The following is a 20804-nucleotide window of genomic DNA, read 5'->3' on the forward strand; positions in this document are numbered from 1 at the left end:
GAGGGAGCATTCCGAATGATCTCCCGCAGACAGCTCCTTGGCGCGGCCATGGCGGCTCCGGCCAGCGCCTTGCTGCCGGCCAACGTACGCGCGTCCACGGCTACGCCCGCCTGGCCGCAGCGGCCCATCCGGCTGGTGGTCACGTTTCCGCCCGGCGGCTCCAGCGATATCGTGGCCCGGCTGCTGGCGCCGTTGCTGCAGGAGCGCCTTGGCCAGCCCGTGGTGACCGACAACCGGCCCGGCGCCGGCTCGACCATCGGCGCCGCGGCCGTCGCGGGCGCGCGCAACGACGGCTATACGCTGCTGATGTCGAATTCCGCGGCGCTCAGCATCTCACCATTCCTGCTGCAGCCGCGCAGCTATGACCCCATGGAGGGCTTCACGCATGTGCACTACATCGGCGCGGTGCCGGTGGTGTTCGCCGTGCATCCGTCGAACCCCGTGCAATCGCTGGCGGGGCTGGCCGCCTGGGTCCGTGCACAGCCTGAACCGGTGGCGTTCGGCAGTGCCGGCGCCGCATCGGTCGCCCATATCGTCGGCGAGCTGTTCGGGCAGCAGGCTGCGCTGCGCCTGACCCATATCCCGTACAAGGGCGCCGGCCCGATGCGTGCCGACCTGCTCGGCGGGCGCCTGCCGTTTGCCGTCGACGCGCTGCCGGCCATGCTGCCGCTGCAGCAGGCCGGCAGCGTGCGGCTGCTCGCCGTGACCTCGGCGCGTCGCGTGCCGCAGGCGGCCGACCTGCCGACGGTGGCCGAACTGCGCTTTCCCGGCCTGCTGGCCGAAAACTTCGTCGGTGTCTCGGCACCGGCCCATCTTCCTGAACCGATCATGAATACGCTGCACCATCATCTGCAGGAGATCCTGCGTACGCGCGACATCCGCACCCGTCTCGAGGCACAGGGCTTCGTGCTCGCGGAACGCACGCCGGCGCAATTCGCGGACTACGTGCGCGGCCAGGCCCGCGCCTGGGAGCCCGTGGTGCGTGCCACCGGAGCGAGTCTGTCGTGAGCGCACGCATCGAAGTCGTATTGTTCGGGCCGGAAGGCCGCGGCAGCTTCAACGAGGCCGGCAATGCCGGCGCCGGGCGCGCGCGCGATGCGGGTCACGGCGTGACAGTGACGTGGATCGCCGATCCCGCTCCGGAGGCACGCGCAATCGCACTGCTGGCGCTGTGCGAGCGCGGCGCCGACCTGATCGTCGCGCATGGCGGGCAGGGCGACTACCCGGTCTCGATCGCGGCGCAACGCTTCGCTCGCCAGCGCTTCGTCGTCACGCAGGGCAGTGTGCGCGCGCAGAACGTGGCGACGTACGACGCGCTGCAGGAACAGTCAGCGTTCCTCGCCGGCGTGCTGGCCGCGCACGTGTCGCAAACCGGCGTGGTGGGCCACATGTCCGGCGAAAAGGTGCCACCGGGGCTGAAGGGACGTGCGGCCTTCCTCGATGGCGTACGGTCTGCCGAGACCGGCGTGCGCGCACTGACCACGTTCTGCGGCAGCCAGCATGATCCACGCCGCGCGTTCGACACCTTCGCCGCCCAGCAACGTGCCGGCGCCGATGTCATCTTTGCCATGATCGACGGCGGGCGCGACGGCGCCATTGCGGCATGCCGTGAACTGGGCATCCGGCAAATCGGCAATGTGCTCGACTGGACGGTGCGCGCGCCGGACGTGTTCCTCGCCTCCGCCATTGCCGACAGCGGCCGCTGCGTCGAGCGCGCGATCGCGGACTTCCGCCGCGATGCCGTGCCGTTCGGCGGCGCGGTGACCTTCGGATTGGCCGAGCGCGACGTGGTCAGGCTTGCACTGGCGCGAGACGTCGGGCACGCCGCGCGCGCGCAGGTCGAGGCGTGGGGCAGCAAGCTGATCGACGGTACCGTGCGGCCGGGACTGCAATACGAAGGCGAGGAATTCCCCGTGGCTGCCTGACCCCGCGCTACACCCGCTTCGCCAGCACGACATGCAGCACGGCGGGCGTGCTCACGTGCTCGCGGCATGCATAGCCCAGCGCGGGCAGGTCCAGGCCCGCAAGCAGCGCCTCGCCGCCGCCGAGCAGCTTTGGCACGATGGCGAGGTGCATTTCGTCGACCAGGCCGGCCTGCAGGTACTGACGGATCGTCGCCACGCCGCCGCCCAGCCGCACATCGCGTCCCTGCGCGGCTTCGCGCGCGCGCGCGAGTGCCGCGTGGATGCCATCCGTGACGAAGTGGAAAGTCGTGCCGCCGTCCATCTCGATGGAGGGCCGCGCGTAGTGCGTCAGCACGAACACCGGCACGTGATAGGGCGGGTTGTCGCCCCACCAGCCTTTCCAGTTCTCGTCGGGCCACGGTCCGCGCACCGGGCCGAACATGTTGCGGCCGAGGATCCAGGCGCCCACATTGTCGAAACCGCGCTCGACAAAATCGTTGTCGATACCGGTGCTGCCGCCCTCGCCGCCGAACATGGACTGGAAGCGGCGCGTGGCGAAGGACCATTCGTGCAGTGCCTCGCCGCCGACGCCGAGCGGACTGGCGAGGCTCTGGTCCGGGCCCGCACCATAGCCATCAAGCGACAGCGCGAAGCCATTCACTTTGAGTCTGGACATTGGCAATCCTCCTTCAGCAGGAATCCGATCCCAAAGCATACATGGGCATCGCCGCGCGGGTGGCGGATTGCCTGAAAGGCGGCGGTCGCGACTTGTGGCTAGCGCGCGCCGCGGCGCAACGCGGGGTGTCCGTCCAGCACTTCATGCACGAGCGTCACGAAGGCCCGTGCGGCCGGCGACAACGAGTGGCCGGCAAGCGACACCACGCCATAGGGGGCGCGCAGGTCCGTGGCCGGCCGCAGCGGCAGTGCCACCGCCTGCCGGTCCGCCTGCAGGCCTGCCATCATCGCACGCGGCACCAGCACCACGGCGTCGGTGGACAGCATCAGCGTGCGCAGCGCATGCATGTCATCGCACGTGACGGTCAGCACGCTGCAGGGCGCGCCATGCGTATTGCCCTGGTCTTCGGCGAGCCTGCGGTTGAAGAACTCGCTGACGCTGGCGGGCAGGCGCGGCCCCGCCACCGGGTATTCGGTCAGCGCGGCCAGGCTGACGGCGCGGCGGCGCGCAAGCGGGTGCGTGCCGCGCACGAAGAATGCCGTCTGCAGCGGGGGCAAGCGCTCGATCTTGAGGTGAGGCAGTTGCGCCAGGCTCTGGCTCTCGCCGACGAAGACATCAAGCCGCTCCGCTTCCAGCGACTTCAGCATGGTGAGCGTGTCGGCGGTTTCCAGGTCGATGCGCAGCGCAGGGTGGCGCGCGACCAGCGCCGCGAGCACCGGCTCCAGCAGGAACGAGGCCGCGAACGGCCCGAAGCCGATGCGGATCTCGCCGATCTCGACGTCCTGCAGCATCTGCAGGTCGCGCCTGAGTTCGCGGCCCTCACGCAGCATGCGCCGCGCGCGTTCGAGCACGATCGTGCCCGCCGCTGTCGGCCGGGCCTTGCCGTAGCCGCGATCGACCAGCGGGCCCAGGTCGCCTTCGAGCGTCTGGATGCTGCGCGTCAGCGCCGGCTGCGACAGGTGCAGTGCATCGGCCGCGCGCGCGAAGCTGCCTTGCTCGATCAGCGTGACGAAATGATGGAGCTGGCGCAGGCTCATGAATTCAGTCTTTATGCATGGAAATATGAAAAATATTGCATTGGACGTATTTTCTCAAGCCGGGTAGCTTGTCTCCAGACCAAGAAAACCAGATACATCCAGACCGGAGACAAGGCATGAACCGACGTGCGCTGCTGGCGCTCGCCCTGAGTGGCATCACTGTTTGCGCCGCCCCGGCGCAGGCGCAGACCTACCCCGTCAAGCCGATTCGCATCGTGGTGCCCTATGTCGCCGGCGGAGGCACCGATACGGTGGCGCGCGCGCTCGCCGAGAAGCTCGCCAAGCGGCTCGGCCAGCCGGTGGTGGTGGACAACAAGGCCGGCGCCTCGGGCATTATCGGCACGGATGCCGTGGCCAAGGCCGCGCCGGACGGCTACACGCTGCTGGTGACCATCACCCAGACCGTCCTGACCAACCAGTTCCTGTTTGCGAAGCTGCCCTACGACCCGCGCAAGGACCTGTCGATGGTCAGCGTGCTGGCGGATGCGCAGCTCGTCCTGGTGACGAATCCGTCCTTGCCGGCGCGCACGCCGCGCGAGCTGGGCGACTATGCGCGCACGCGGCCGGGCAAGGTGAACTATGCGTCGTGGGGCGTGGGGTCCTATTCGCATCTGAGCGGCGCATACTTCAGCAAGCTTTCGCATGCCGAGTCCACGCACGTGCCCTACAAGGGCGAGGCGCCGATGCTGCAGGACCTGCTGGGCGGCCAGGTCCAGTTCGGCTTCGCGAGCATCCTCACGGCCAAGCCCTATATCCAGAGCGGCAAGCTCAAGGCGCTCGCGGTGACGGGCGCGCAACGCAGCAGCGTACTGCCCGACCTGCCCACCTTCGCGGAACTGGGCATGAGCGACAGTGCGTTCAAGACGGTGGGCTGGATCGGCATGGCCGCACCCGTCGGCGTGCCGGCGGCGATCACCGCGAAGCTGGAGGAAGAAGTGCGCGCGATCCTGCAGACAGCGGACATGCAGTCGCGCATGGTGTCGCTGGGCCTGCGCCCGCTGGGCAGCACGCCGGCCGAGGCACAGGCGATCTTCGCGCGCGACTGGCCCGTGCTGAAGATGCTGGTGGCGGACTCGGGGGCGAAGCTCGACTGATGTGAAGCCTGAAGTGCCCTGTTGGGTCCCTGATGGCTCCTTGCCGGCTGCACGACTTCGCCTTCTTCTCGTCGGACCAGTTTCCACTGGCGGATCGTTTCGCCTGAAAAGAACGGACGTTGCGGCTGGCCATTTCGTCAGCATCAGTCGGCTGCTTGGCCGTTACGGTGCTTCACGTAATTCCATGTGGTATTGATAATCGCGGTGAAAATCAAAACCATACCCATTCTCGATAAACCATGCCGCAAGTGGCGATTACCCGCGCATTTTATCGTGCCGCTTGATGTCGCGCCAATCACGCCTACCATGAAAATAGACCGGCGCAAAAGCCGGACATGATGGAAAAAGGAGAAGCAGGATTTTCGGCCCCGGGGGAAGAGGATATGCCATGAAATCGGACAAGAAGGTCATCCAGCTTCTCAATGCCCAGCTCAAGCATGAACTGACCGCGATCAACCAGTATTTCCTGCATGCGCGCATGTACCGGCACTGGGGCATCAATGCGCTCGGCAAGCATGAATACGAGGAATCGATCGAGGAAATGAAGCATGCCGACAAGCTGATCGAGCGCATCCTGTTGCTCGACGGCCTGCCGAACCTGCAGGACCTCGATAAATTGCTGCTCGGCGAAAACACCGGAGAAATGCTGGCCTGCGACCTAAAACTGGAGCAGGTTTCCCAGGCCAGCTGCAAGGAAGCGATCAAGTATTTCGAATCGGTGGGTGACTACGTATCGCGCGAAGTCGTCGTCGATATCCTGGAAGCGACCGAAGAACATATCGACTGGATCGAGTCGCAGATCGAGCTGATCGGCAAGATCGGCATCCAGAACTACATCCAGTCCGGCATGGGCGGGGTGGAGTAGCCGCGTCGCGAGCACCGTTCCTGCAGACTTTTCGATTTCCCGCTACACTGCGCCCCGCAACACGATTTGTCCCCGGACCTTTCGTCCACGGCGGGGTGGCAGAGTGGTGATGCGACGGCCTGCAAAGCCGTTTACGACGGTTCGATTCCGTATCCCCGCCTCCAGCTTCCTTCCGCGCGCCTGGCGCCGGATGTCCGCGGCGCCCTCAAGCGGCACCCGCCCCGCCGTTTTCGCCCTTCGTGTATCACCCGTTCGGGAGCGGCCCCGATACCTCACATGCCTGTGCGCGGTTTACGCGTTGTTCCCGTCTGGAACAACGCCCCGGTTTGAGGTACTGTGATGGCGCGGCTGCGCGTCGACGCACAAGGTGCACTTTGCGCAGCGGCTACGTAGCAGCCATGCAGGGCTTCCGTGGTGTTGCCGTACTCAAGTGACGCAAGAAGAAGAGGCTCCAGATGATCAAAGATCTGCGAATCCGGGCGGCGCTGCCTTCGGATGCGCCAGCGGTCGGCGCGGTGCTGGAACGCTGCAGCCTGCCAACCGATGATGTGCTCCGCATGCTGGAGCACTTCCACGTTGCCGTGCATGAATCGCAGGTTGTGGGCTGCGGCGCCGGCGAGCGCTTTGGCGAGACCGTGGTGATCCGCTCGGTCGCGGTGCTGCCGGAATACCGCGACCAGGGCATTGCCACCCACGTGGTACACGCGGTGCTGATGCGGGCGCGTGCCAACGGGGCCAAGCGCGCGGTGCTGCTGACACCGACCTGTCCGAGCTATTTCGCACGCTACGGCTTCTCGCTGATCTCTGCCTCGAGCCTGCCGGCCGAGGTGCTGTCCTCCAGGGAATTCCACCGCCATACCGACACGCCGCCGCTGTGCATGTGCTGCGAGCTGACGTGAAGCCGTGCGCGTGAGCGCCGGCACGCTTTCCCGAAACCGGAAATAATCGGGTCTTCCCAATCCGAGGAGTCCCGGTATGCCGACCGCCCGCGTCATTCGCGTCCACGCATTTGGCCCACCCGAAGCGATGCAGCTCGATCGTGTCGAGCTGGCACCGCCCGCCGAAGGCGAGGTCCTGCTGCGCCAGACCGCGATGGGCTTCAATTTCATCGACATCTACCAGCGCCGTGGCACCTATCCGCTGCCGTCCGGCACCGGCCTTGGCCACGAAGCCGCCGGCGTGATCGAGGCGGTCGGTGCCGGTGTGAACGGCTTCGCGCCGGGCGACCGGGTGGCCTACATGAATGCGGGCCTTGGCGCTTATGCCGACTACCGCAACGTGCCGGCCGCAAAGCTGGTGCGCGTGCCCGACAGCATCAGCGACGAGCAGGCTGCCGCTGTCATCTTCAAGGGCATGACCGCGCAATACCTGGTGCGCCATACCCATGCGGTGAAGCCGGGCGATACCGTGCTGGTGCATGCCGCCGCGGGCGGCGTTGGCCAGATCCTGTGCAGCTGGGCCAAGGCACTCGGCGCCTATGTGATCGGCACCGCGGGTTCGCCGGAGAAGTGTGAGCTGGCGCGCCGCATCGGCTGCGACGTGGCGATCGACTATCGCAACGGCGACTGGGTCAAGGCAGTGCGCGACGCCACCGGCGGACGCGGTGTGCGCGTGGTGTACGACGCCGTGGGCAAGGACACTTTCCTGGGCTCGCTCGACAGCGCGCAGCAATTCGGCCTGGTCGTGCTGTATGGCGCGGCCTCCGGTCCGGCTCCGGCGATCGAGCCGGAGTTGCTGAACAAGAAGGGCTGCCTGTTCCTGACCCGTCCCTCGGTCTTTCCGCACAACGCCGACCCGGATACCTTCCGCGCCAACGCGAAAGACCTGTTCGATGCGGTGACCGCCGGCCATGTGAAGGTGGAGATCGGTGCGCGCTTCGCGCTCGCGGATGTCGCGCAGGCACACATCGCTGCGGAGGCGAGGGCGACGACAGGAGCGATTGTGTTGTTGCCCTGAACGGGGCAGCAGGCAGGGATCAGGCGCGCCGCGCGGCGGGCACGCCTTGATGGCCGGTTTCCGCATCGCGGCAGACACTGATCTCCACCGTCACATGCACGAGCTCTGCATGCACGGACAGCGCGTCGCGCACGCGCTGCGGTGTCAGCGTGGTGTCATGCGTGACCAGGCAGACGATGCAGGCGAACTGCTGCTTGCCGACGCGCCAGACATGGAGATCGGTCACGCGCGTGGCATCGCGGTCATCGTCGGCGTGCTCGAATTCGGCCAGTACCTCGCGCACTTCGTCGACCACCGGGTGGTCCATCTCCCGATCCAGCAGCACGGTGCTGCTCTGGCGCAGCAGCCCGAGTGCCCAGCGGCCAACCAGTACCGCGCCGACCAGGCCCATCACCGGATCCAGCCAGCTCCAGCCGAGCCACCAGCCGCCGGCCAGCGCGACAATAGCCAGCACCGACGTGGCGGCATCCGCCACCACATGCAGGTAGGCGGAGCGCAGGTTGATGTCATGATGGTGGCCATGACTGTGCGCGTGGGCATGACCGTCGTGGTGGCCATGGTGGTCAGAGTGGCCATGCTGATGCCCGTGCCCATGGTGGTCATGGTCGTGATGCGCGCCGCCGAGGATCAGCGCGCAACCCAGGTTCACCAGCAGCCCGAGCGCCGTAATGGCCATGGCTTCGCGATAGTGGATGGCCTGCGGGCTGAACAACCGGTCCACCGAGCCGATCGCCATCAGCGCAGCCACGCCCAGCAGGAACACGGCGCTGGCGAAGCCGGCGAGCACTTCGATCTTCCATGTACCGAAGGCAAAGCGCGCATCCGACGCATAGCGGCGCGCGGCCGCGTAGGCAAATGCCGTCATGCCGATCGCGAATGCGTGCGAACTCATATGCCAGCCATCGGCCAGCAATGCCATGGAGTTGAACCACCAGCCGGCGGCAATTTCCACGACCATGGTGACGGCCGTGATCAGCATCACCAGTCGGGTGCCGCGCTCCGCCGCATGGTTGCCGGTGTCGAATACGTGGCTATGGGTCCACGAGGAAAGATCTTCTGTATGCATGGTGCTTGAAAGCTGTCGGGCAAGGCAGGAAGCGTGAGGGAAAGGGTAGCAGACTGCGGAGCCCGGACAGCGGCTCGCCGCGGCAGCCGGGTCTGCGCCAATCGGAGGCCCCATGCTTCATGTGATGCTTTCGTTTTCATACATACATTCACGAATGCATGTATAATTCCGAGAAATATTCACATTCCCGCCCCACTTTTGTTGTCGATTTCGATATGAGCTACCGTTTCATCGCTACCTGCATGGCGGTCTGGATCGGATTCTGCGCCACTGCCGGCTGGGTGGTCGAGCGCCTCTGGAGCTGATCCCCGCCAGCGCGCCGGTTCAGGCGGCGCGCACTGCGCGTTGCCGTCCGGCAAGATTGTCAAAGAATTCCCACAACTGCGGCGCGTCGCCGGTCGCCACATTGAAGCGGATCCACGGCGAATCCGTTTCCTCCGGCTCGAAATAGGATCCCGGCGCCAGCCAGATGCCATGTTCGAGCGCCAGCGTGGCGAGCCGGTTGCCGGTCATCGGCAACCCATCGGGCAGCGCGTCGCGCACACGGGCCCACGCGAACATCCCGCCTTCCGGGCGCAGCAGCACTTCCAGGCCATGCGCTTCCATCTTTTCCGTCACGCGGTCCTGCTGGGCGCGCAGCCGTTCGGCCAGCGCCGCCACGTGGCGGCCATAGTGGCCGCTGGTGAGCACCGAGTACACCAGCCGCTCCGTCACTTCCGAAGACGTCAGCCCGACCGCCATCTTGGTCCGCGTGAAGGCCTTGGCCAGGTCCGCACTGGCGGCGAGATAGCCGACACGCAGTGACGGCGTGATGGTCTTGGAAAAGCCGTTGACGTAGACCACCTGCGACAGCCCGTCCATCGCTGCCAGCATGGGCGAACCAGCCGGCGCGAGTTCGCGGTAGATGTCGTCTTCCACCACCAGCAGCCGGTGCTGCTCGGCGAGCTGCAGCACGCGGAACGCGTTCATGCTGGTGAGGCTGGCGCCGGTCGGGTTCTGCAGCACGGTGTTGACGAACAGCGCACGCGGCGCGTGGGTGCGGATGGCATCTTCCAGCGCATCGGTATCGAGCCCGGCCGCGGTGCGCGGCACGCCCACCACGCGCAGCCCGGCGATGCGCAGGATCTGCAGCAGGTTGCAGTAGCAGGGCGCTTCGACCAGCACGGTGTCCCCGGTGCGCAGCAGCGTGCGCACCACGAGGTCCAGCGCCTGCGTGGCGCCCTGGGTCAGCACCACCTGCTGCGCCTGCATCGGAATCCCGTACTGGCCAAGCCCGGCGGCAATATGCTCGCGCAGCGGCGCATAGCCATAAGGCTGGCCGTAGCCCGAGACCTGCGCGGCCGGCACGCGCGCAGCGGCGCGCATGGCCTGGTGCAGGCCTTCCTCGTTGAGCCAGTCGCCCGGCAGCCAGCCGGCGCCGGCCTTGATCGGCACCGAATGGTCGGCGAACACATCCGACAGCAGCCACGCCGCGTTGAGCCCGGGCGCTTCCCACTGGGGCGCGCGCATGCCGCCTGCCGGCGCATGGCGGTGGGCCACGGTGTAGCCGGAACCGGCGCGCGCGGCCAGGTAGCCCAGCGCGGTGAGCCGGCCGTAGGCCTCGGCCACGGTGAAGGTGCTGATGCCGTGCTGTTGCGCAAAGCGGCGTACCGACGGCAGCGCGGAGCCGGCGCGCAGCGCGCGGCGGTCCACCAGCGCGGCGATGCCGGCCACGATCTGTTCGGTCAGGGTTTCGCCGCCGCGGCGGCTGCGGGTGAGGTCAAGGGTCAGCATGCGGCACTTCGGAAGGAAGCAACCTGTACAGTTTAACGGCTGCGCGCATGCACCAGGCCGCGGTGCTGGCGCCCCGGCCCGGAAATGACGCAATGCAATGTGGGGCGCCGCACGGCACCAGATGGCAAGACCGGTCAGCCTGTCCTGGTGGGGCTGCTGCACAGGCACAATCCTGTACGGTTTGGCTTGCCTAAACTGTACGGTAAGGCGACGTTGTCCGGACTGTATATTTTGTCGCCCTTGCGCCGCCGGTAGAGTGGCCGACATCCCTGCCGCTGCACGCAATCCGCCGTGTCAGCGCGCGCCAACCCGATTGCCCAGAGGAGGACGTATGGACGCCGCCAAGACCGTGATTCCCGATCTCGATGCCCTGTGGATGCCCTTTACCGCGAACCGCCAGTACAAGGCGGCGCCGCGCCTGCTGGCCTCCGCCAGCGGGATGTACTACACCACCCACGACGGACGCCAGATCCTGGACGGTTGCGCGGGCCTCTGGTGCGTGGCCGCCGGCCACTGCCGCAAGGAAATTGCCGAGGCCGTGGCGCGCCAGGCCGCTACGCTGGACTACGCGCCGCCGTTCCAGATGGGTCATCCGTTGTCGTTTGAAGCCGCCACCAAAGTGGCTGCCATCATGCCGCAGGGGCTGGACCGCATTTTCTTCACGAACTCCGGCTCGGAGTCGGTCGACACCGCGCTCAAGATTGCACTGGCCTACCACCGCGCGCGTGGCGAGGGCCAGCGCACCCGCTTCATCGGGCGTGAGCGCGGGTACCACGGCGTGGGCTTCGGCGGCATGGCGGTGGGCGGCATCGGGCCGAACCGCAAGGCCTTCTCGGCCAACCTGATGCCCGGCACCGACCACCTGCCGGCCACGCTGAACATCGCCGAAGCAGCGTTTTCCAAGGGCCAGCCGCAATGGGGCGCGCACCTGGCCGACGAACTGGAGCGCATCGTCGCGCTGCACGACCCGTCGACCATCGCCGCGGTCATCGTCGAGCCGCTGGCCGGCTCGGCCGGCGTGCTGGTGCCGCCGGTCGGCTACCTGGACAAGCTGCGCGCGATCACCAGCAAGCACGGCATCCTGCTGATCTTCGACGAGGTGATCACCGCGTTCGGCCGCCTGGGCACCGCTACCGCGGCGGAGCGCTTCAAGGTCACGCCGGACCTGATCACCATGGCCAAGGCCATCAACAATGCCGCCGTGCCGATGGGCGCAGTGGCCGTGCGCCGCGAAGTGCACGACACGGTGGTCAACTCGGCCGCGCCGGGCGCGATCGAGCTTGCGCATGGCTACACCTATTCGGGCCACCCGCTGGCCGCCGCCGCCACGATCGCCACGCTGGACCTGTACCAGCGCGAGAATCTGTTCGGCCGCGCCGCAGAGCTGTCGCCGGTGTTCGAAGCCGCGGTCCACAGCGTACGCGAAGCGCCGCACGTGAAGGACATCCGCAATCTCGGCATGGTGGCCGGCATCGAACTGGAGCCGCGCCCGGGCCAGCCCGGCGCGCGCGCGTACGAGGTCTTCCTCAAGTGCCTGGAGCGTGGCGTGCTGGTGCGCTACACCGGCGACATCCTGGCGTTCTCGCCGCCGCTGATCATCAGCGAGGCGCAGATCGCCGAGCTGTTCGATACCGTCAAGCAGGCCCTGCGGGAAGTGCAGTAACGAGGGACATCGAAGTGAACATCGCAGAGAACCGGCAGATTGCCGAAATCCACCATTACATCGGTGGCACGGTCCGGCAAGGCGCGTCCGCGCGCTTTGCCGACGTCTTCAACCCGGCCACCGGTGACGTGGCCGCACGCGTGGCGCTTGGCACGGCGCAGGACGTGTCCGATGCCGTCGCGGCTGCCAAGGCCGCGTTCCCGGCCTGGGCCGACACGCCGCCGCTGCGCCGCGCGCGCATCCTGTTCAAGTTCAAGGAGCTGCTCGACAAGCACCACGACGACCTGGCCGCGCTGATTACGCGCGAGCACGGCAAGGTGTTCAGCGACGCCAAGGGCGAAGTCACGCGCGGCATCGAGGTGGTGGAGTTCGCGTGCGGCATTCCAAACCTGCTCAAGACCGATTTCACCGACAACGTCGGCGGTGGCATCGACAACTGGAACCTGCGCCAGCCGCTGGGCGTGGTGGCCGGCATCACGCCGTTCAATTTCCCGGTGATGGTGCCGATGTGGATGTTCCCGGTGGCGCTCGCGTGCGGCAATACCTTCGTGCTCAAGCCGTCCGAGCGCGATCCGTCGCCGAGCCTGCTGATTGCCGACCTGCTCAAGCAGGCCGGCTTGCCTGACGGCGTGTTCAACGTCGTGCAGGGCGACAAGGCGGCGGTCGATGCGCTGCTCGCGCACCCGGACGTGCAGGCGTTGTCGTTCGTCGGTTCGACCCCGATCGCCGAATACATCTACACGGAAGGAACGAAGCACGGCAAGCGCGTGCAGGCGCTGGGCGGCGCGAAGAACCACCTGGTGGTGATGCCCGATGCGGACCTCGACCAGGCCGTGGATGCACTGGTAGGCGCGGCCTACGGATCGGCCGGCGAGCGCTGCATGGCGATCTCGGTCGCGGTGGCCGTGGGCGACGTGGCCGACAAGCTCGTGCCCCGGCTGGCCGATCGCGCCGCCACGCTGAAGATCCGCAACGGCATGGAGGCCGACGCCGAGATGGGGCCGCTGGTGACCGGTGCGCACAAGGCGAAGGTCGAAGGCTATATTGAGAAGGGCGTGCAGGAAGGCGCAACGCTCGTGACCGATGGCCGCGGCCACAAGGTCGACGGCCATGAGAAAGGCTTCTACGTAGGCGGCACGCTGTTCGATCACGTCACGCCGGACATGACGATCTACAAGGAGGAGATCTTCGGCCCGGTGCTGTCGGTGGTGCGCGTGCATGACTTTGCCGAAGCGGTGGCGCTGATCAACGCGCACGAGTATGGCAACGGGGTGTCCTGCTACACCAGCGACGGCGGCATTGCGCGCGCGTTCGCGCGCCAGATCCAGGTGGGCATGGTGGGCATCAACGTGCCGATCCCGGTGCCGATGGCGTGGCATTCGTTCGGCGGCTGGAAGCGCTCGCTGTTCGGGGACCACCATGCCTACGGCGAAGAGGGCGTGCGCTTCTACACGCGCTACAAGAGCGTGATGCAGCGCTGGCCGGATTCGATCGCCAAGGGCGCTGAGTTCACGATGCCGGTGGCGAAGTAAACTGCCGGACAGGCACGAAAAGCCAGGCACAGCCACGCAGCGCAGCCAACGCCAGCCAACGCCAGCCAACGCCAACCAAGCCGCCATTTTTGATGACAGTTTTGTCATCGAACTGGCGGCTTTTCGTTGGCGTTGGACTCCTAGACTGCCTTTCACGGCGGGACTATCCCTCGCCGGGAAACTGTCAGGAGAACACCATGAAGCATGCGCATCGGTTCATCGCAGCCACCGTGCTGGCGACAGCGCTGGGTTCGGCCGCACAACTGGCGTCGGCGGTCGCCGATCCTTCTGCAACCGCCTATGACGCGGGCAATGCCGACCAGGTCCACCGCCAGCGTGATCCGTTCACCGACGGCGCCAACAACGGTGCACGCGATCCCTACCTGGACGGCGCGCATCTGCCATCGAAAGCCTGATGTAGTGTTTCACCGAGACGCCGGGCGTGCCGGGAAGACCAGCCGGAAGCTGGTCTTCCCGCCCGGGGTCGATTCGGCCTCGACGCTTCCGCGATGAAGGTCCATGATGGTCTTCACGATGGCCAGCCCGATGCCGGAAGATTCCCCCGAGTTGGCCCGTGCGGGATCACCGCGAAAGAAGCGGTCAAACAGCCTGGGCAGGTCCTCGGCGGCTATCCCTGGTCCGGGATTGCTGACTTCGATGCGGGCCTCGCCATCCAGTTCGCGTCCCGACAGCCGGATCTGCGCACCGGGCGGGGAATAACGCACCGCGTTCGCGATCAGGTTGCCCATCGCTCGCCGCAGCAGGATGGCATCCGCTTTCACCTTGCCGCTTGCGTCGACGCGGATGGTGATCTGGCGCGCGTCTGCCAGCAACTCGAAGTAATCCGCCTGGCGCGCCAGTTCCTCGGCCAAATCCAGTTCCGCGTAGTTCAGCCCGACACGCGCGTTGTCGGCGCGCGCCAGGAACAGCATGTTCTCGATCATGCGCGCCAGGCGCTCGTACTCCTCCACGTTCGAGGCCAGCAGCGCCTGGTATTCCTCCACTGAGCGCTCGCTGGACAGCGCCACCTGCGTTTGCCCCAGCAGGTTGCCGATCGGCGTGCGGAAGTCATGCGCCAGGTCGGCGGAGAACTGCGACAGGCGCTCGTAGCGCTCGCGCAGCCGGTCGACCATCTGCTGCAGCGCCTGCGCCAGTTCTTTCAGTTCCGCCGGCAGCGCCGACGGATCGATGGGCAGCGGCTCGCGGGAGAAGGTGACCTTCTTGGTGCTGGCCGCGATGCGCCTGAGGGGCGCCATGCCGGCATGCAATGCCACGAATCCGAGCACCCCCGCGCCGACTGCGCCAAGGAAAACGGCAAAGAAGATTTTCCATCGGTAGGCGCGCAGCAGCGCCACGCGCGAAGCCCCGACCTGGAACAGCTCCACCTTCACTTGCGCGGGGCCGTGCTCCAGGCGTGCCAGCATCGATACGCCCCGAACCTTCGTGCCGTCCCGGGTGTGCCAGGTGCGGATGGCGTCGGCGCCAACCGCGTCATCCGCGGCCACTACCCTGCCCTGAGGCATCGGCATGGCCGTGGCGCCCGCCGACAGCAGCAGCGTGCCGTCGGGGTCCATTACCCGGATGCCGAACTCTTCGTTGCCCGACACCACGCGGGCCATTTCCCGCCAGCGTTCCGGCGCGCTGGAGTCGTCGTCTGCCAGCTCGGTGCGGGCGCGCACGGCCTTGTGCAGGATCTCGGCGTCATCGCGATCGGTGATCTGCATGGCCAGCGCGCTGTAGAGATACAGCCCCACGCCCGCGAACGCGCAGCCCGCGATCAGCGCGAAGGCCAGCGCAAGGCGCGTGGTCAGCGAGCGTGCGGGATTCACGGCCGCCGGATCTCGAGCACGTAGCCGATGCCGCGCACGCTGTGGATCAGCTTCGGTGCGAAGTGATCGTCCATCTTGGCGCGCAGGCGGCGGATCGCCACGTCGACCACGTTGGTATCGCTGTCGAAGTTCATGTCCCACACATGGGAGGCGATCTGTGTGCGGCTGAGCACCTCGCCGTTGCGCCGCGCCAGGAAATGCAGCAGTGCGAACTCGCGCGGGGTGAGGTCGATGCGCTGGCCCGCGCGCGCGACGCGGTGGCGGATCAGGTCGATCTCCAGGTCGCCGATCTCGATGCGCTCGGCCTCGCGCACGGGTCCGCGCCGCAGCAGCGTGCGCACCCGGGCCAGCAGCTCGACGAAGGCAAAGGGCTTGGCAAGGTAGTCATCGCCACCCAGTTCCAGGCCGCGTACGCGGTCTTCCACTTCGTCCCTGGCGGTCAGGAACAGCACCGGCGTGTCCTTGTGCTCGCGCAGTTGCCTGAGCACCTGCCAGCCGTCCATGCCGGGCAGCATGACGTCGAGAATGATCAGGTTGTACTCGTGCTCGATCGCCTGATGCAGGCCATCGGCGCCCGTCACGGCGAGGTCGACGACAAAGGATGACTCGCTCAGCCCTTTGCGCAGGTATTCGCCCGTCTTGGGCTCGTCTTCCACCACCAGGATTTTCATGGTCGTTCCACCCCGGGCGCATTTGCCCGCCTTCGCCTGCTCTCGCTCGCTTTCGCCCAATTTCGCAACTTGCCACCCGATGATAGCGGCGGCGTTGTGCGCCATGGATGACAAGACCGTAATGGTTCTGTCCCCGTCGGGATTGCTGTCGTCTCCCTAGAATCCGCTTGACCTGCCGGGCAGCGCAAGTGCGCCCCGGCCGCAACGGTTTCCGGGGGAAGCAAATGTGGATTGTCAGGCTCGCCTTGCAGCGGCCCTATACCTTTGTGGTGCTCGCCATCTGCCTGCTGCTGGCCGGCCCGCTGGTGATCCTGCGCACGCCTACCGACATTTTTCCGGCGATCGATATCCCGGTGGTCAGCGTGGTGTGGACCTACAACGGCCTGTCCGCCGAAGACATGGCGCAGCGCATTGTCACCGGGTATGAGCGGTCGCTGACCAACAGCGTGGACGACATCGAGCACATCGAGTCGCAGACGCTGGCGGGCGTCGCGGTCATCAAGGTGTTCTTCCACCCGGGCGCCGACATCAACCGCGCCATTGCCCAGACCTCGTCGGGCGCGCAGTCGATGCTCCGGAGCATGCCGCCCGGCACCACGCCGCCTTTGATCCTGAGCTACAGCGCGTCCACGGTGCCCATCCTGCGCCTTGCGCTGGGCAGCGACACGCTGCCGGAACAGGAGCTCTACGATCTCGGCAACAGCTTCATCCGCACGCAGCTGGCCACGGTGCAGGGCGCGTCGATCCCGCTGCCTTACGGCGGCAAGGTACGCCAGGTGATGGTCGACCTCGATACGCACGCGTTGCAGGCGCGCGGCCTGTCGCCGCTGGACGTGGTCAACGCCATCAATGCGCAGAACCTGATCCTGCCGGGCGGCACGGCCAAGATCGGCGCGCTGGAGTACCGCGTCGACCTCAATGGCAGCACACAGACCGTCGCGGCCCTGAACGACCTGCCGATCCGCAGCGGCCCCGACGGCACGGTCTACGTGCGGGACGTGGCGCAGGTAAGGGACGGCTACGCGCCGCAGACCAACGTCGTGCGCCGCGACGGCAAGCGCGCGGCGCTGCTGGAGATCGAGAAGAGCGGCAGCACTTCCACGCTGTCGATCATCAGCCAGATCCGGGCGCTGCTGCCGAAGGTCACCGCCGGGCTGCCGAAGGCGCTGCAGGTGCAGGCAGTGTCCGACCAGTCGGTGTTCGTCCAGTCGGCCATCGATGGCGTGTTGCACGAAGCGCTGATTGCCGCCTGCCTGACCGCGCTGATGATCCTGCTGTTCCTCGGCAGCTGGCGCTCCACGCTGATCATCGCGGTCACCATTCCGCTGTCGGTGCTGGCGGCGCTGATCGCCCTGTCCGCGCTCGGCCAGACCCTGAACATCATGACGCTCGGCGGGCTGGCGCTGGCGGTCGGCGTGCTGGTGGACGACGCCACCGTGGCGATCGAGAATGTGACGCACCACCGCGAGCTGGGCAAGCCGCTGGAACAGGCCATCCTCGACGGATCGGCGCAGATTGCACTGCCCACGCTGGTGTCCACGCTGTGCATCTGCATCGTCTTCCTGCCGATGTTCCTGCTGAGCGGCGTGGCGCGCTACCTGTTCGTGCCGATGGCCGAGGCCGTCGTGTTCGCGATGATGGCGTCCTATTTCCTGTCGCGCACGCTGATCCCGACGCTTGCCCACTACCTGCTGCGCGGCGAGGCAACCGCCGATGCCAGGCCGAAGGGGCGTGCCGGCCGATGGTTCGCGCACCTGCACAGCGCCTTCGAGCGGGCATTCGAAGGCTTGCGTGCGCGCTACGGCCGTCTTCTTGGCGCCGCCCTCGCCGCTCCCAGGCGTACGGTGGTGGTGTTCCTGCTGGCCTGCACAGGCTCGATGGCGCTGGTGCCTTTCCTTGGCCAGGACTTCTTCCCGAGCGTGGACAGCGGGGAAATCCGCCTGCACATGCGCGCAAGAACGGGAACCCGCATCGAGGAGACCGCCCGCATTGCCGACCAGGTGGAAACGGCGATCCGCAACGAGATCGGCGCGGATCGCGTCGCCGGCATCGTGGACAACATCGGCCTGCCGGTCAGCGGCATCAACTTGACCTACGATTCCGCGCTGCCGATCGGCACAGCCGATGCCGAGATCCTGGTGTCGCTCAAGTCCGGAAGCGGCGGCACGGCACCGATGATCGACAAGCTGGGTACGCTGCTGCCTGCGGCATTCCCCGGTGTCGGCTTTTCGTTCCTGCCGGCGGACATGGTCAGCCAGATCCTGAACTTCGGCCTGCCCGCGCCGATCGACGTGCAGATCGTCGGCAACGACCTGCAAGGCAACCGCGCCGTGGCGCAGCGGCTGCTCGGGCAGCTGGCCGCCGTGCCGGGGCTGGCGGACCTGCATCTCCAGCAGCCCGACGACCAGCCGGCGCTGACGGTCAAGGTGGACCGCACGCGTGCACTGCAGGCCGGGCTGTCGCAGCGCGAGGTGGCGCAGGACCTGCTGATCTCGCTGTCCGGCAGCGGCCAGACCTCTCCCAACTTCTGGCTCAACCCGAAGAACGGGGTCAGCTATCCGCTGATGGTGTCGGTGCCGCAATACGCGATGGATTCGCTGCAGACGCTGGCGAACATTCCGCTCGGGATCGGGGCTGCCACGGCGAGCCTGGGCGGCGCCGGTGGCCTCGGCCAGTTCAGCAGCGTCAGCCGTACCAGCCAGCAGGGCGTAGTGTCGCACTACAACGTGCAGCCGGTGCTGGACATCTTCGGCTCGGTACGCGGCCGCGACCTGGGCGCGGTGGCGGCGGACATCGACCGCATCGTCACGGCTGCGCGCAAGGATCTGCCGGCCGGATCCGACCTTGTGGTGCGCGGGCAGGTGCGGACCATGCGGGCATCCTTCTCCGGACTGCTGGCCGGGCTGGCCGCGGCGATCGTGCTGGTCTATCTGCTGATGGTCGTCAATTTCCAGTCCTGGATCGATCCGCTGGCGATCCTCTGCGGACTGCCCGGCGCGCTGGCCGGCATGGCGTGGATGCTGTTTGTCACGGGGACTACGGTCAGCGTGCCCGCGCTGACCGGCGCGATCATGTGCGTCGGCATTGCCACGGCGAACAGCATTCTGGTGGTCAGCCGTGCCCGCGAGCTGGTGGGCGAAGGGAAATCCCCGTTCCGTGCCGCGCTCGACGCCGGCGAGGGGCGTTTCCGCCCGGTGCTGATGACCGCGCTGGCCATGCTGTTCGGCATGGTGCCGATGGCGCTCGGCGCCGGCGGGGCCGGGGCCCAGAACGCGCCGCTGGGCCGTGCCGTGATTGGCGGACTGGCTTGCGGCACGGTGGCCACGCTGCTGCTTGTCCCGGTCTTCTTCGCGATGTTCCGCGCCTGGCTCGACAAGCGCCGCGGCGCGAAGCCCTTGCTTCTGACTCCTGTTCCCGATGAAAAAGGTCTGGTATGACATTGCCTACGCTGCCCGATTCCGCCGATGACACGTTGCCTGAAACGGCCCGCCCGGCGCGCCGCGTCCGGGGGCGGGCGCGCCCGGTACTGGCCGGTGCCGGGATACTGGCTTGTGCGCTTGCGGCCGGCATCGTCCCGAGGCTGAACGCGAATGCCGCGCTCTCGCAGCGCACCGCGCAGGCGATGGTGCCGGCCGTCAGCGTGGTGCGGCCGGCGCGTGCGTCGGCCGCACGCGAGATCGTCCTGCCCGGCGATGTGCGGGCCTACCAGGATGCCGCGGTCTATGCGCGCGTCAACGGGTACCTGCGGCGCTGGGTCGCGGATATCGGCACGCCCGTCAGGCAGGGCCAGCTGCTGGCGGAGATCGACGCGCCGGAAGTGGCCGACCAGTTGCGCCAGGCGCGCGCGGAAGAGGCCACCGCCGCCGCCAACTATGCGCTGGCCAAGACCACCGCGGACCGGTGGAAGGACCTGCAGGCGTCCAACTCCGTCGCGCAGCAGGAGACGGACCAGAAGATCGCCGACATGCAGGCAAAGGCCGCCGCGCTCGCGTCGGCGCGCTCCAATACGTCGCGGCTGGCGCAGATGGCGTCCTACACGCAGATACGTGCCCCGTTCGACGGGGTCGTCACGGCCAGGAACGTCGACACCGGGGCCCTCATCGATGCGGGCAGCAGCCCGGGCCAGGGGCGCGAACTGTTCCATCTCTCCGCCGGCCATACGCTGCGCGTCTATGTACAGGTGCCGCAGGACGCCAGCGCGATGGTCGGGCCGGACCTGCAGGCGTGGCTGACCTTGCCGCAGGCGCCGGGCCAGCGCTTCCCGGCAAGGGTGGCGCGCAATGCCGGCGCCATCGATCCCGTCACGCGCAGCCTGCGCGTCGAGCTGGATGTGGACAGCCAGGGCGGCCGCATCCTGCCGGGCGCCTACGCCGAGGTGCACCTGAGTTCGGCCGCCGGCGCGGCGGGATTCGACTTGCCCGCCAGCACGCTCGCGTTCCGCCCCGAGGGCCCGTGCGTGGCCGTGGTCGGCCAGGACGGGCAGGTGGCCATCCGCAAGGTCGTGCTCGGCCGCGATTTCGGTTCGCACGTGCAAGTACTGGATGGGCTGCAGGGTGCGGAGCAGGTGGTCGTCAATCCGGGCGATGGCCTGACGGCCGGTGCCCGGGTGCGGGTGGTCGCCGCCAGGCCCGGTACCGACAGGAGCTCCTGATGGCCGCGCCAGACATCATGCTTATGACGCCAATGAAGGAAAGCCACGAGAAGCGAGCCGGCTGGCAAGGGCAGCCCGCGCGCGCGG

The 20804-nt window shown here is 67.3% G+C and carries 17 protein-coding genes and 1 tRNA gene; 12 read left to right on the forward strand and 6 right to left on the reverse strand.

The features are described 5' to 3' along the window. Positions 1 to 15 precede the first annotated feature (15 nt). Both KHO22_RS10040 and KHO22_RS10045 read left to right on the forward strand, forming a co-directional pair. Complete coding sequence (locus KHO22_RS10040) at positions 16 to 1008, forward strand: Bug family tripartite tricarboxylate transporter substrate binding protein (RefSeq protein ID WP_211946984.1); 993 nt, start codon at positions 16 to 18, stop codon at positions 1006 to 1008. Continuing rightward, positions 1005 to 1925, forward strand: a complete 921-nt coding sequence (locus KHO22_RS10045) for a BMP family protein (RefSeq protein ID WP_211946985.1) — start codon at positions 1005 to 1007, stop codon at positions 1923 to 1925. The genes KHO22_RS10040 and KHO22_RS10045 overlap by 4 nt, the downstream gene beginning before the upstream one ends. A gap of 7 nt (positions 1926 to 1932) precedes the next feature. On the opposite strand, the gene KHO22_RS10050 is transcribed toward KHO22_RS10045, so the two are convergent. Both KHO22_RS10050 and KHO22_RS10055 read right to left on the reverse strand, forming a co-directional pair. Beyond that, positions 1933 to 2580 (reverse strand): dihydrofolate reductase family protein, encoded by a 648-nt coding sequence (locus tag KHO22_RS10050; protein ID WP_211946986.1) that lies wholly within the window; start codon positions 2578 to 2580, stop codon positions 1933 to 1935. 98 nt (positions 2581 to 2678) lie between these two features. Further along, positions 2679 to 3617 carry a LysR family transcriptional regulator gene (locus tag KHO22_RS10055; RefSeq protein WP_211946987.1) on the reverse strand — a complete coding sequence of 313 codons (939 nt, stop codon included), beginning with the start codon at positions 3615 to 3617 and terminating at the stop codon, positions 2679 to 2681. 116 nt (positions 3618 to 3733) lie between these two features. On the opposite strand from KHO22_RS10055, the gene KHO22_RS10060 reads away from it, so the two are divergent. The 5 genes from KHO22_RS10060 to KHO22_RS10080 all read left to right on the forward strand — a co-directional run bounded on the left by KHO22_RS10060 (position 3734) and on the right by KHO22_RS10080 (position 7532). After that, positions 3734 to 4711, forward strand: a complete 978-nt coding sequence (locus tag KHO22_RS10060; protein ID WP_211946988.1) for a Bug family tripartite tricarboxylate transporter substrate binding protein — start codon at positions 3734 to 3736, stop codon at positions 4709 to 4711. A 388-nt stretch (positions 4712 to 5099) separates the two neighbouring features. Continuing rightward, on the forward strand, positions 5100 to 5576 hold the full coding sequence (gene bfr, locus KHO22_RS10065) for a bacterioferritin (RefSeq protein ID WP_211946989.1): 477 nt from the start codon (positions 5100 to 5102) through the stop codon (positions 5574 to 5576). Positions 5577 to 5665: 89 nt separating this feature from the next. Continuing rightward, positions 5666 to 5740, forward strand: a tRNA-Cys gene (locus KHO22_RS10070). Between the two features lie 291 nt (positions 5741 to 6031). Then, positions 6032 to 6475 carry a GNAT family N-acetyltransferase gene (locus KHO22_RS10075; RefSeq protein WP_211946990.1) on the forward strand — a complete coding sequence of 148 codons (444 nt, stop codon included), beginning with the start codon at positions 6032 to 6034 and terminating at the stop codon, positions 6473 to 6475. Between the two features lie 76 nt (positions 6476 to 6551). Continuing rightward, positions 6552 to 7532 carry a quinone oxidoreductase family protein gene (locus KHO22_RS10080; RefSeq protein WP_211946991.1) on the forward strand — a complete coding sequence of 327 codons (981 nt, stop codon included), beginning with the start codon at positions 6552 to 6554 and terminating at the stop codon, positions 7530 to 7532. Positions 7533 to 7551: 19 nt separating this feature from the next. On the opposite strand, the gene dmeF is transcribed toward KHO22_RS10080, so the two are convergent. Both dmeF and KHO22_RS10090 read right to left on the reverse strand, forming a co-directional pair. Continuing rightward, complete coding sequence (gene dmeF, locus KHO22_RS10085; protein WP_211946992.1) at positions 7552 to 8598, reverse strand: CDF family Co(II)/Ni(II) efflux transporter DmeF; 1047 nt, start codon at positions 8596 to 8598, stop codon at positions 7552 to 7554. A gap of 324 nt (positions 8599 to 8922) precedes the next feature. Further along, on the reverse strand, positions 8923 to 10371 hold the full coding sequence (locus tag KHO22_RS10090) for an aminotransferase-like domain-containing protein (RefSeq protein ID WP_211946993.1): 1449 nt from the start codon (positions 10369 to 10371) through the stop codon (positions 8923 to 8925). A 331-nt stretch (positions 10372 to 10702) separates the two neighbouring features. Here KHO22_RS10090 and aptA point away from each other — a divergent pair, with 331 nt between their 5' ends. The 3 genes from aptA to KHO22_RS10105 all read left to right on the forward strand — a co-directional run bounded on the left by aptA (position 10703) and on the right by KHO22_RS10105 (position 13982). Continuing rightward, entirely contained in the window at positions 10703 to 12034 is a 1332-nt protein-coding gene (gene aptA / locus KHO22_RS10095; RefSeq protein WP_211946994.1) for an omega-aminotransferase AptA, read from the forward strand. A 14-nt stretch (positions 12035 to 12048) separates the two neighbouring features. Next, positions 12049 to 13566: a CoA-acylating methylmalonate-semialdehyde dehydrogenase gene (locus KHO22_RS10100; RefSeq protein ID WP_211946995.1), complete on the forward strand. Its 1518-nt coding sequence runs from the start codon at positions 12049 to 12051 to the stop codon at positions 13564 to 13566. Positions 13567 to 13763: 197 nt separating this feature from the next. Next, positions 13764 to 13982: a hypothetical protein gene (locus KHO22_RS10105; protein WP_211946996.1), complete on the forward strand. Its 219-nt coding sequence runs from the start codon at positions 13764 to 13766 to the stop codon at positions 13980 to 13982. A gap of 9 nt (positions 13983 to 13991) precedes the next feature. Here KHO22_RS10105 and KHO22_RS10110 read toward each other — a convergent pair whose 3' ends face one another. Together KHO22_RS10110 and KHO22_RS10115 are read right to left on the reverse strand one after the other, a co-directional pair. Continuing rightward, entirely contained in the window at positions 13992 to 15395 is a 1404-nt protein-coding gene (locus KHO22_RS10110; protein WP_211946997.1) for a heavy metal sensor histidine kinase, read from the reverse strand. After that, positions 15392 to 16066, reverse strand: a complete 675-nt coding sequence (locus KHO22_RS10115; RefSeq protein WP_211946998.1) for a heavy metal response regulator transcription factor — start codon at positions 16064 to 16066, stop codon at positions 15392 to 15394. The genes KHO22_RS10110 and KHO22_RS10115 overlap by 4 nt, the downstream gene beginning before the upstream one ends. Positions 16067 to 16290: 224 nt before the next feature. On the opposite strand from KHO22_RS10115, the gene KHO22_RS10120 reads away from it, so the two are divergent. Both KHO22_RS10120 and KHO22_RS10125 read left to right on the forward strand, forming a co-directional pair. Continuing rightward, positions 16291 to 19503, forward strand: a complete 3213-nt coding sequence (locus KHO22_RS10120) for an efflux RND transporter permease subunit (RefSeq protein ID WP_211946999.1) — start codon at positions 16291 to 16293, stop codon at positions 19501 to 19503. Continuing rightward, positions 19500 to 20717, forward strand: a complete 1218-nt coding sequence (locus KHO22_RS10125; protein ID WP_211947000.1) for an efflux RND transporter periplasmic adaptor subunit — start codon at positions 19500 to 19502, stop codon at positions 20715 to 20717. Before KHO22_RS10120 ends, KHO22_RS10125 begins: the two co-directional genes overlap by 4 nt. The last annotated feature ends 87 nt before the right edge of the window (positions 20718 to 20804 follow it).

This window comes from Cupriavidus yeoncheonensis (assembly GCF_905397275.1).
In the GTDB taxonomy this organism is placed as follows: Bacteria; Pseudomonadota; Gammaproteobacteria; order Burkholderiales; family Burkholderiaceae; genus Cupriavidus; species Cupriavidus yeoncheonensis.

What these genes read in the sequence shown, in the direction of transcription:
- KHO22_RS10080 (WP_211946991.1), top strand. Translation starts at nt 6,552, where the DNA reads ATGCCGACCGCCCGCGTCATTCGCGTCCACGCATTTGGCCCACCCGAA.
- KHO22_RS10075 (WP_211946990.1), top strand. Translation starts at nt 6,032, where the DNA reads ATGATCAAAGATCTGCGAATCCGGGCGGCGCTGCCTTCGGATGCGCCA.
- KHO22_RS10090 (WP_211946993.1), bottom strand. Translation starts at nt 10,371, where the DNA reads ATGCTGACCCTTGACCTCACCCGCAGCCGCCGCGGCGGCGAAACCCTG.
- KHO22_RS10040 (WP_211946984.1), top strand. Translation starts at nt 16, where the DNA reads ATGATCTCCCGCAGACAGCTCCTTGGCGCGGCCATGGCGGCTCCGGCC.
- KHO22_RS10055 (WP_211946987.1), bottom strand. Translation starts at nt 3,617, where the DNA reads ATGAGCCTGCGCCAGCTCCATCATTTCGTCACGCTGATCGAGCAAGGC.
- aptA (WP_211946994.1), top strand. Translation starts at nt 10,703, where the DNA reads ATGGACGCCGCCAAGACCGTGATTCCCGATCTCGATGCCCTGTGGATG.
- KHO22_RS10125 (WP_211947000.1), top strand. Translation starts at nt 19,500, where the DNA reads ATGACATTGCCTACGCTGCCCGATTCCGCCGATGACACGTTGCCTGAA.
- KHO22_RS10060 (WP_211946988.1), top strand. Translation starts at nt 3,734, where the DNA reads ATGAACCGACGTGCGCTGCTGGCGCTCGCCCTGAGTGGCATCACTGTT.
- KHO22_RS10105 (WP_211946996.1), top strand. Translation starts at nt 13,764, where the DNA reads ATGAAGCATGCGCATCGGTTCATCGCAGCCACCGTGCTGGCGACAGCG.
- KHO22_RS10050 (WP_211946986.1), bottom strand. Translation starts at nt 2,580, where the DNA reads ATGTCCAGACTCAAAGTGAATGGCTTCGCGCTGTCGCTTGATGGCTAT.
- dmeF (WP_211946992.1), bottom strand. Translation starts at nt 8,598, where the DNA reads ATGCATACAGAAGATCTTTCCTCGTGGACCCATAGCCACGTATTCGAC.
- KHO22_RS10120 (WP_211946999.1), top strand. Translation starts at nt 16,291, where the DNA reads ATGTGGATTGTCAGGCTCGCCTTGCAGCGGCCCTATACCTTTGTGGTG.
- bfr (WP_211946989.1), top strand. Translation starts at nt 5,100, where the DNA reads ATGAAATCGGACAAGAAGGTCATCCAGCTTCTCAATGCCCAGCTCAAG.
- KHO22_RS10115 (WP_211946998.1), bottom strand. Translation starts at nt 16,066, where the DNA reads ATGAAAATCCTGGTGGTGGAAGACGAGCCCAAGACGGGCGAATACCTG.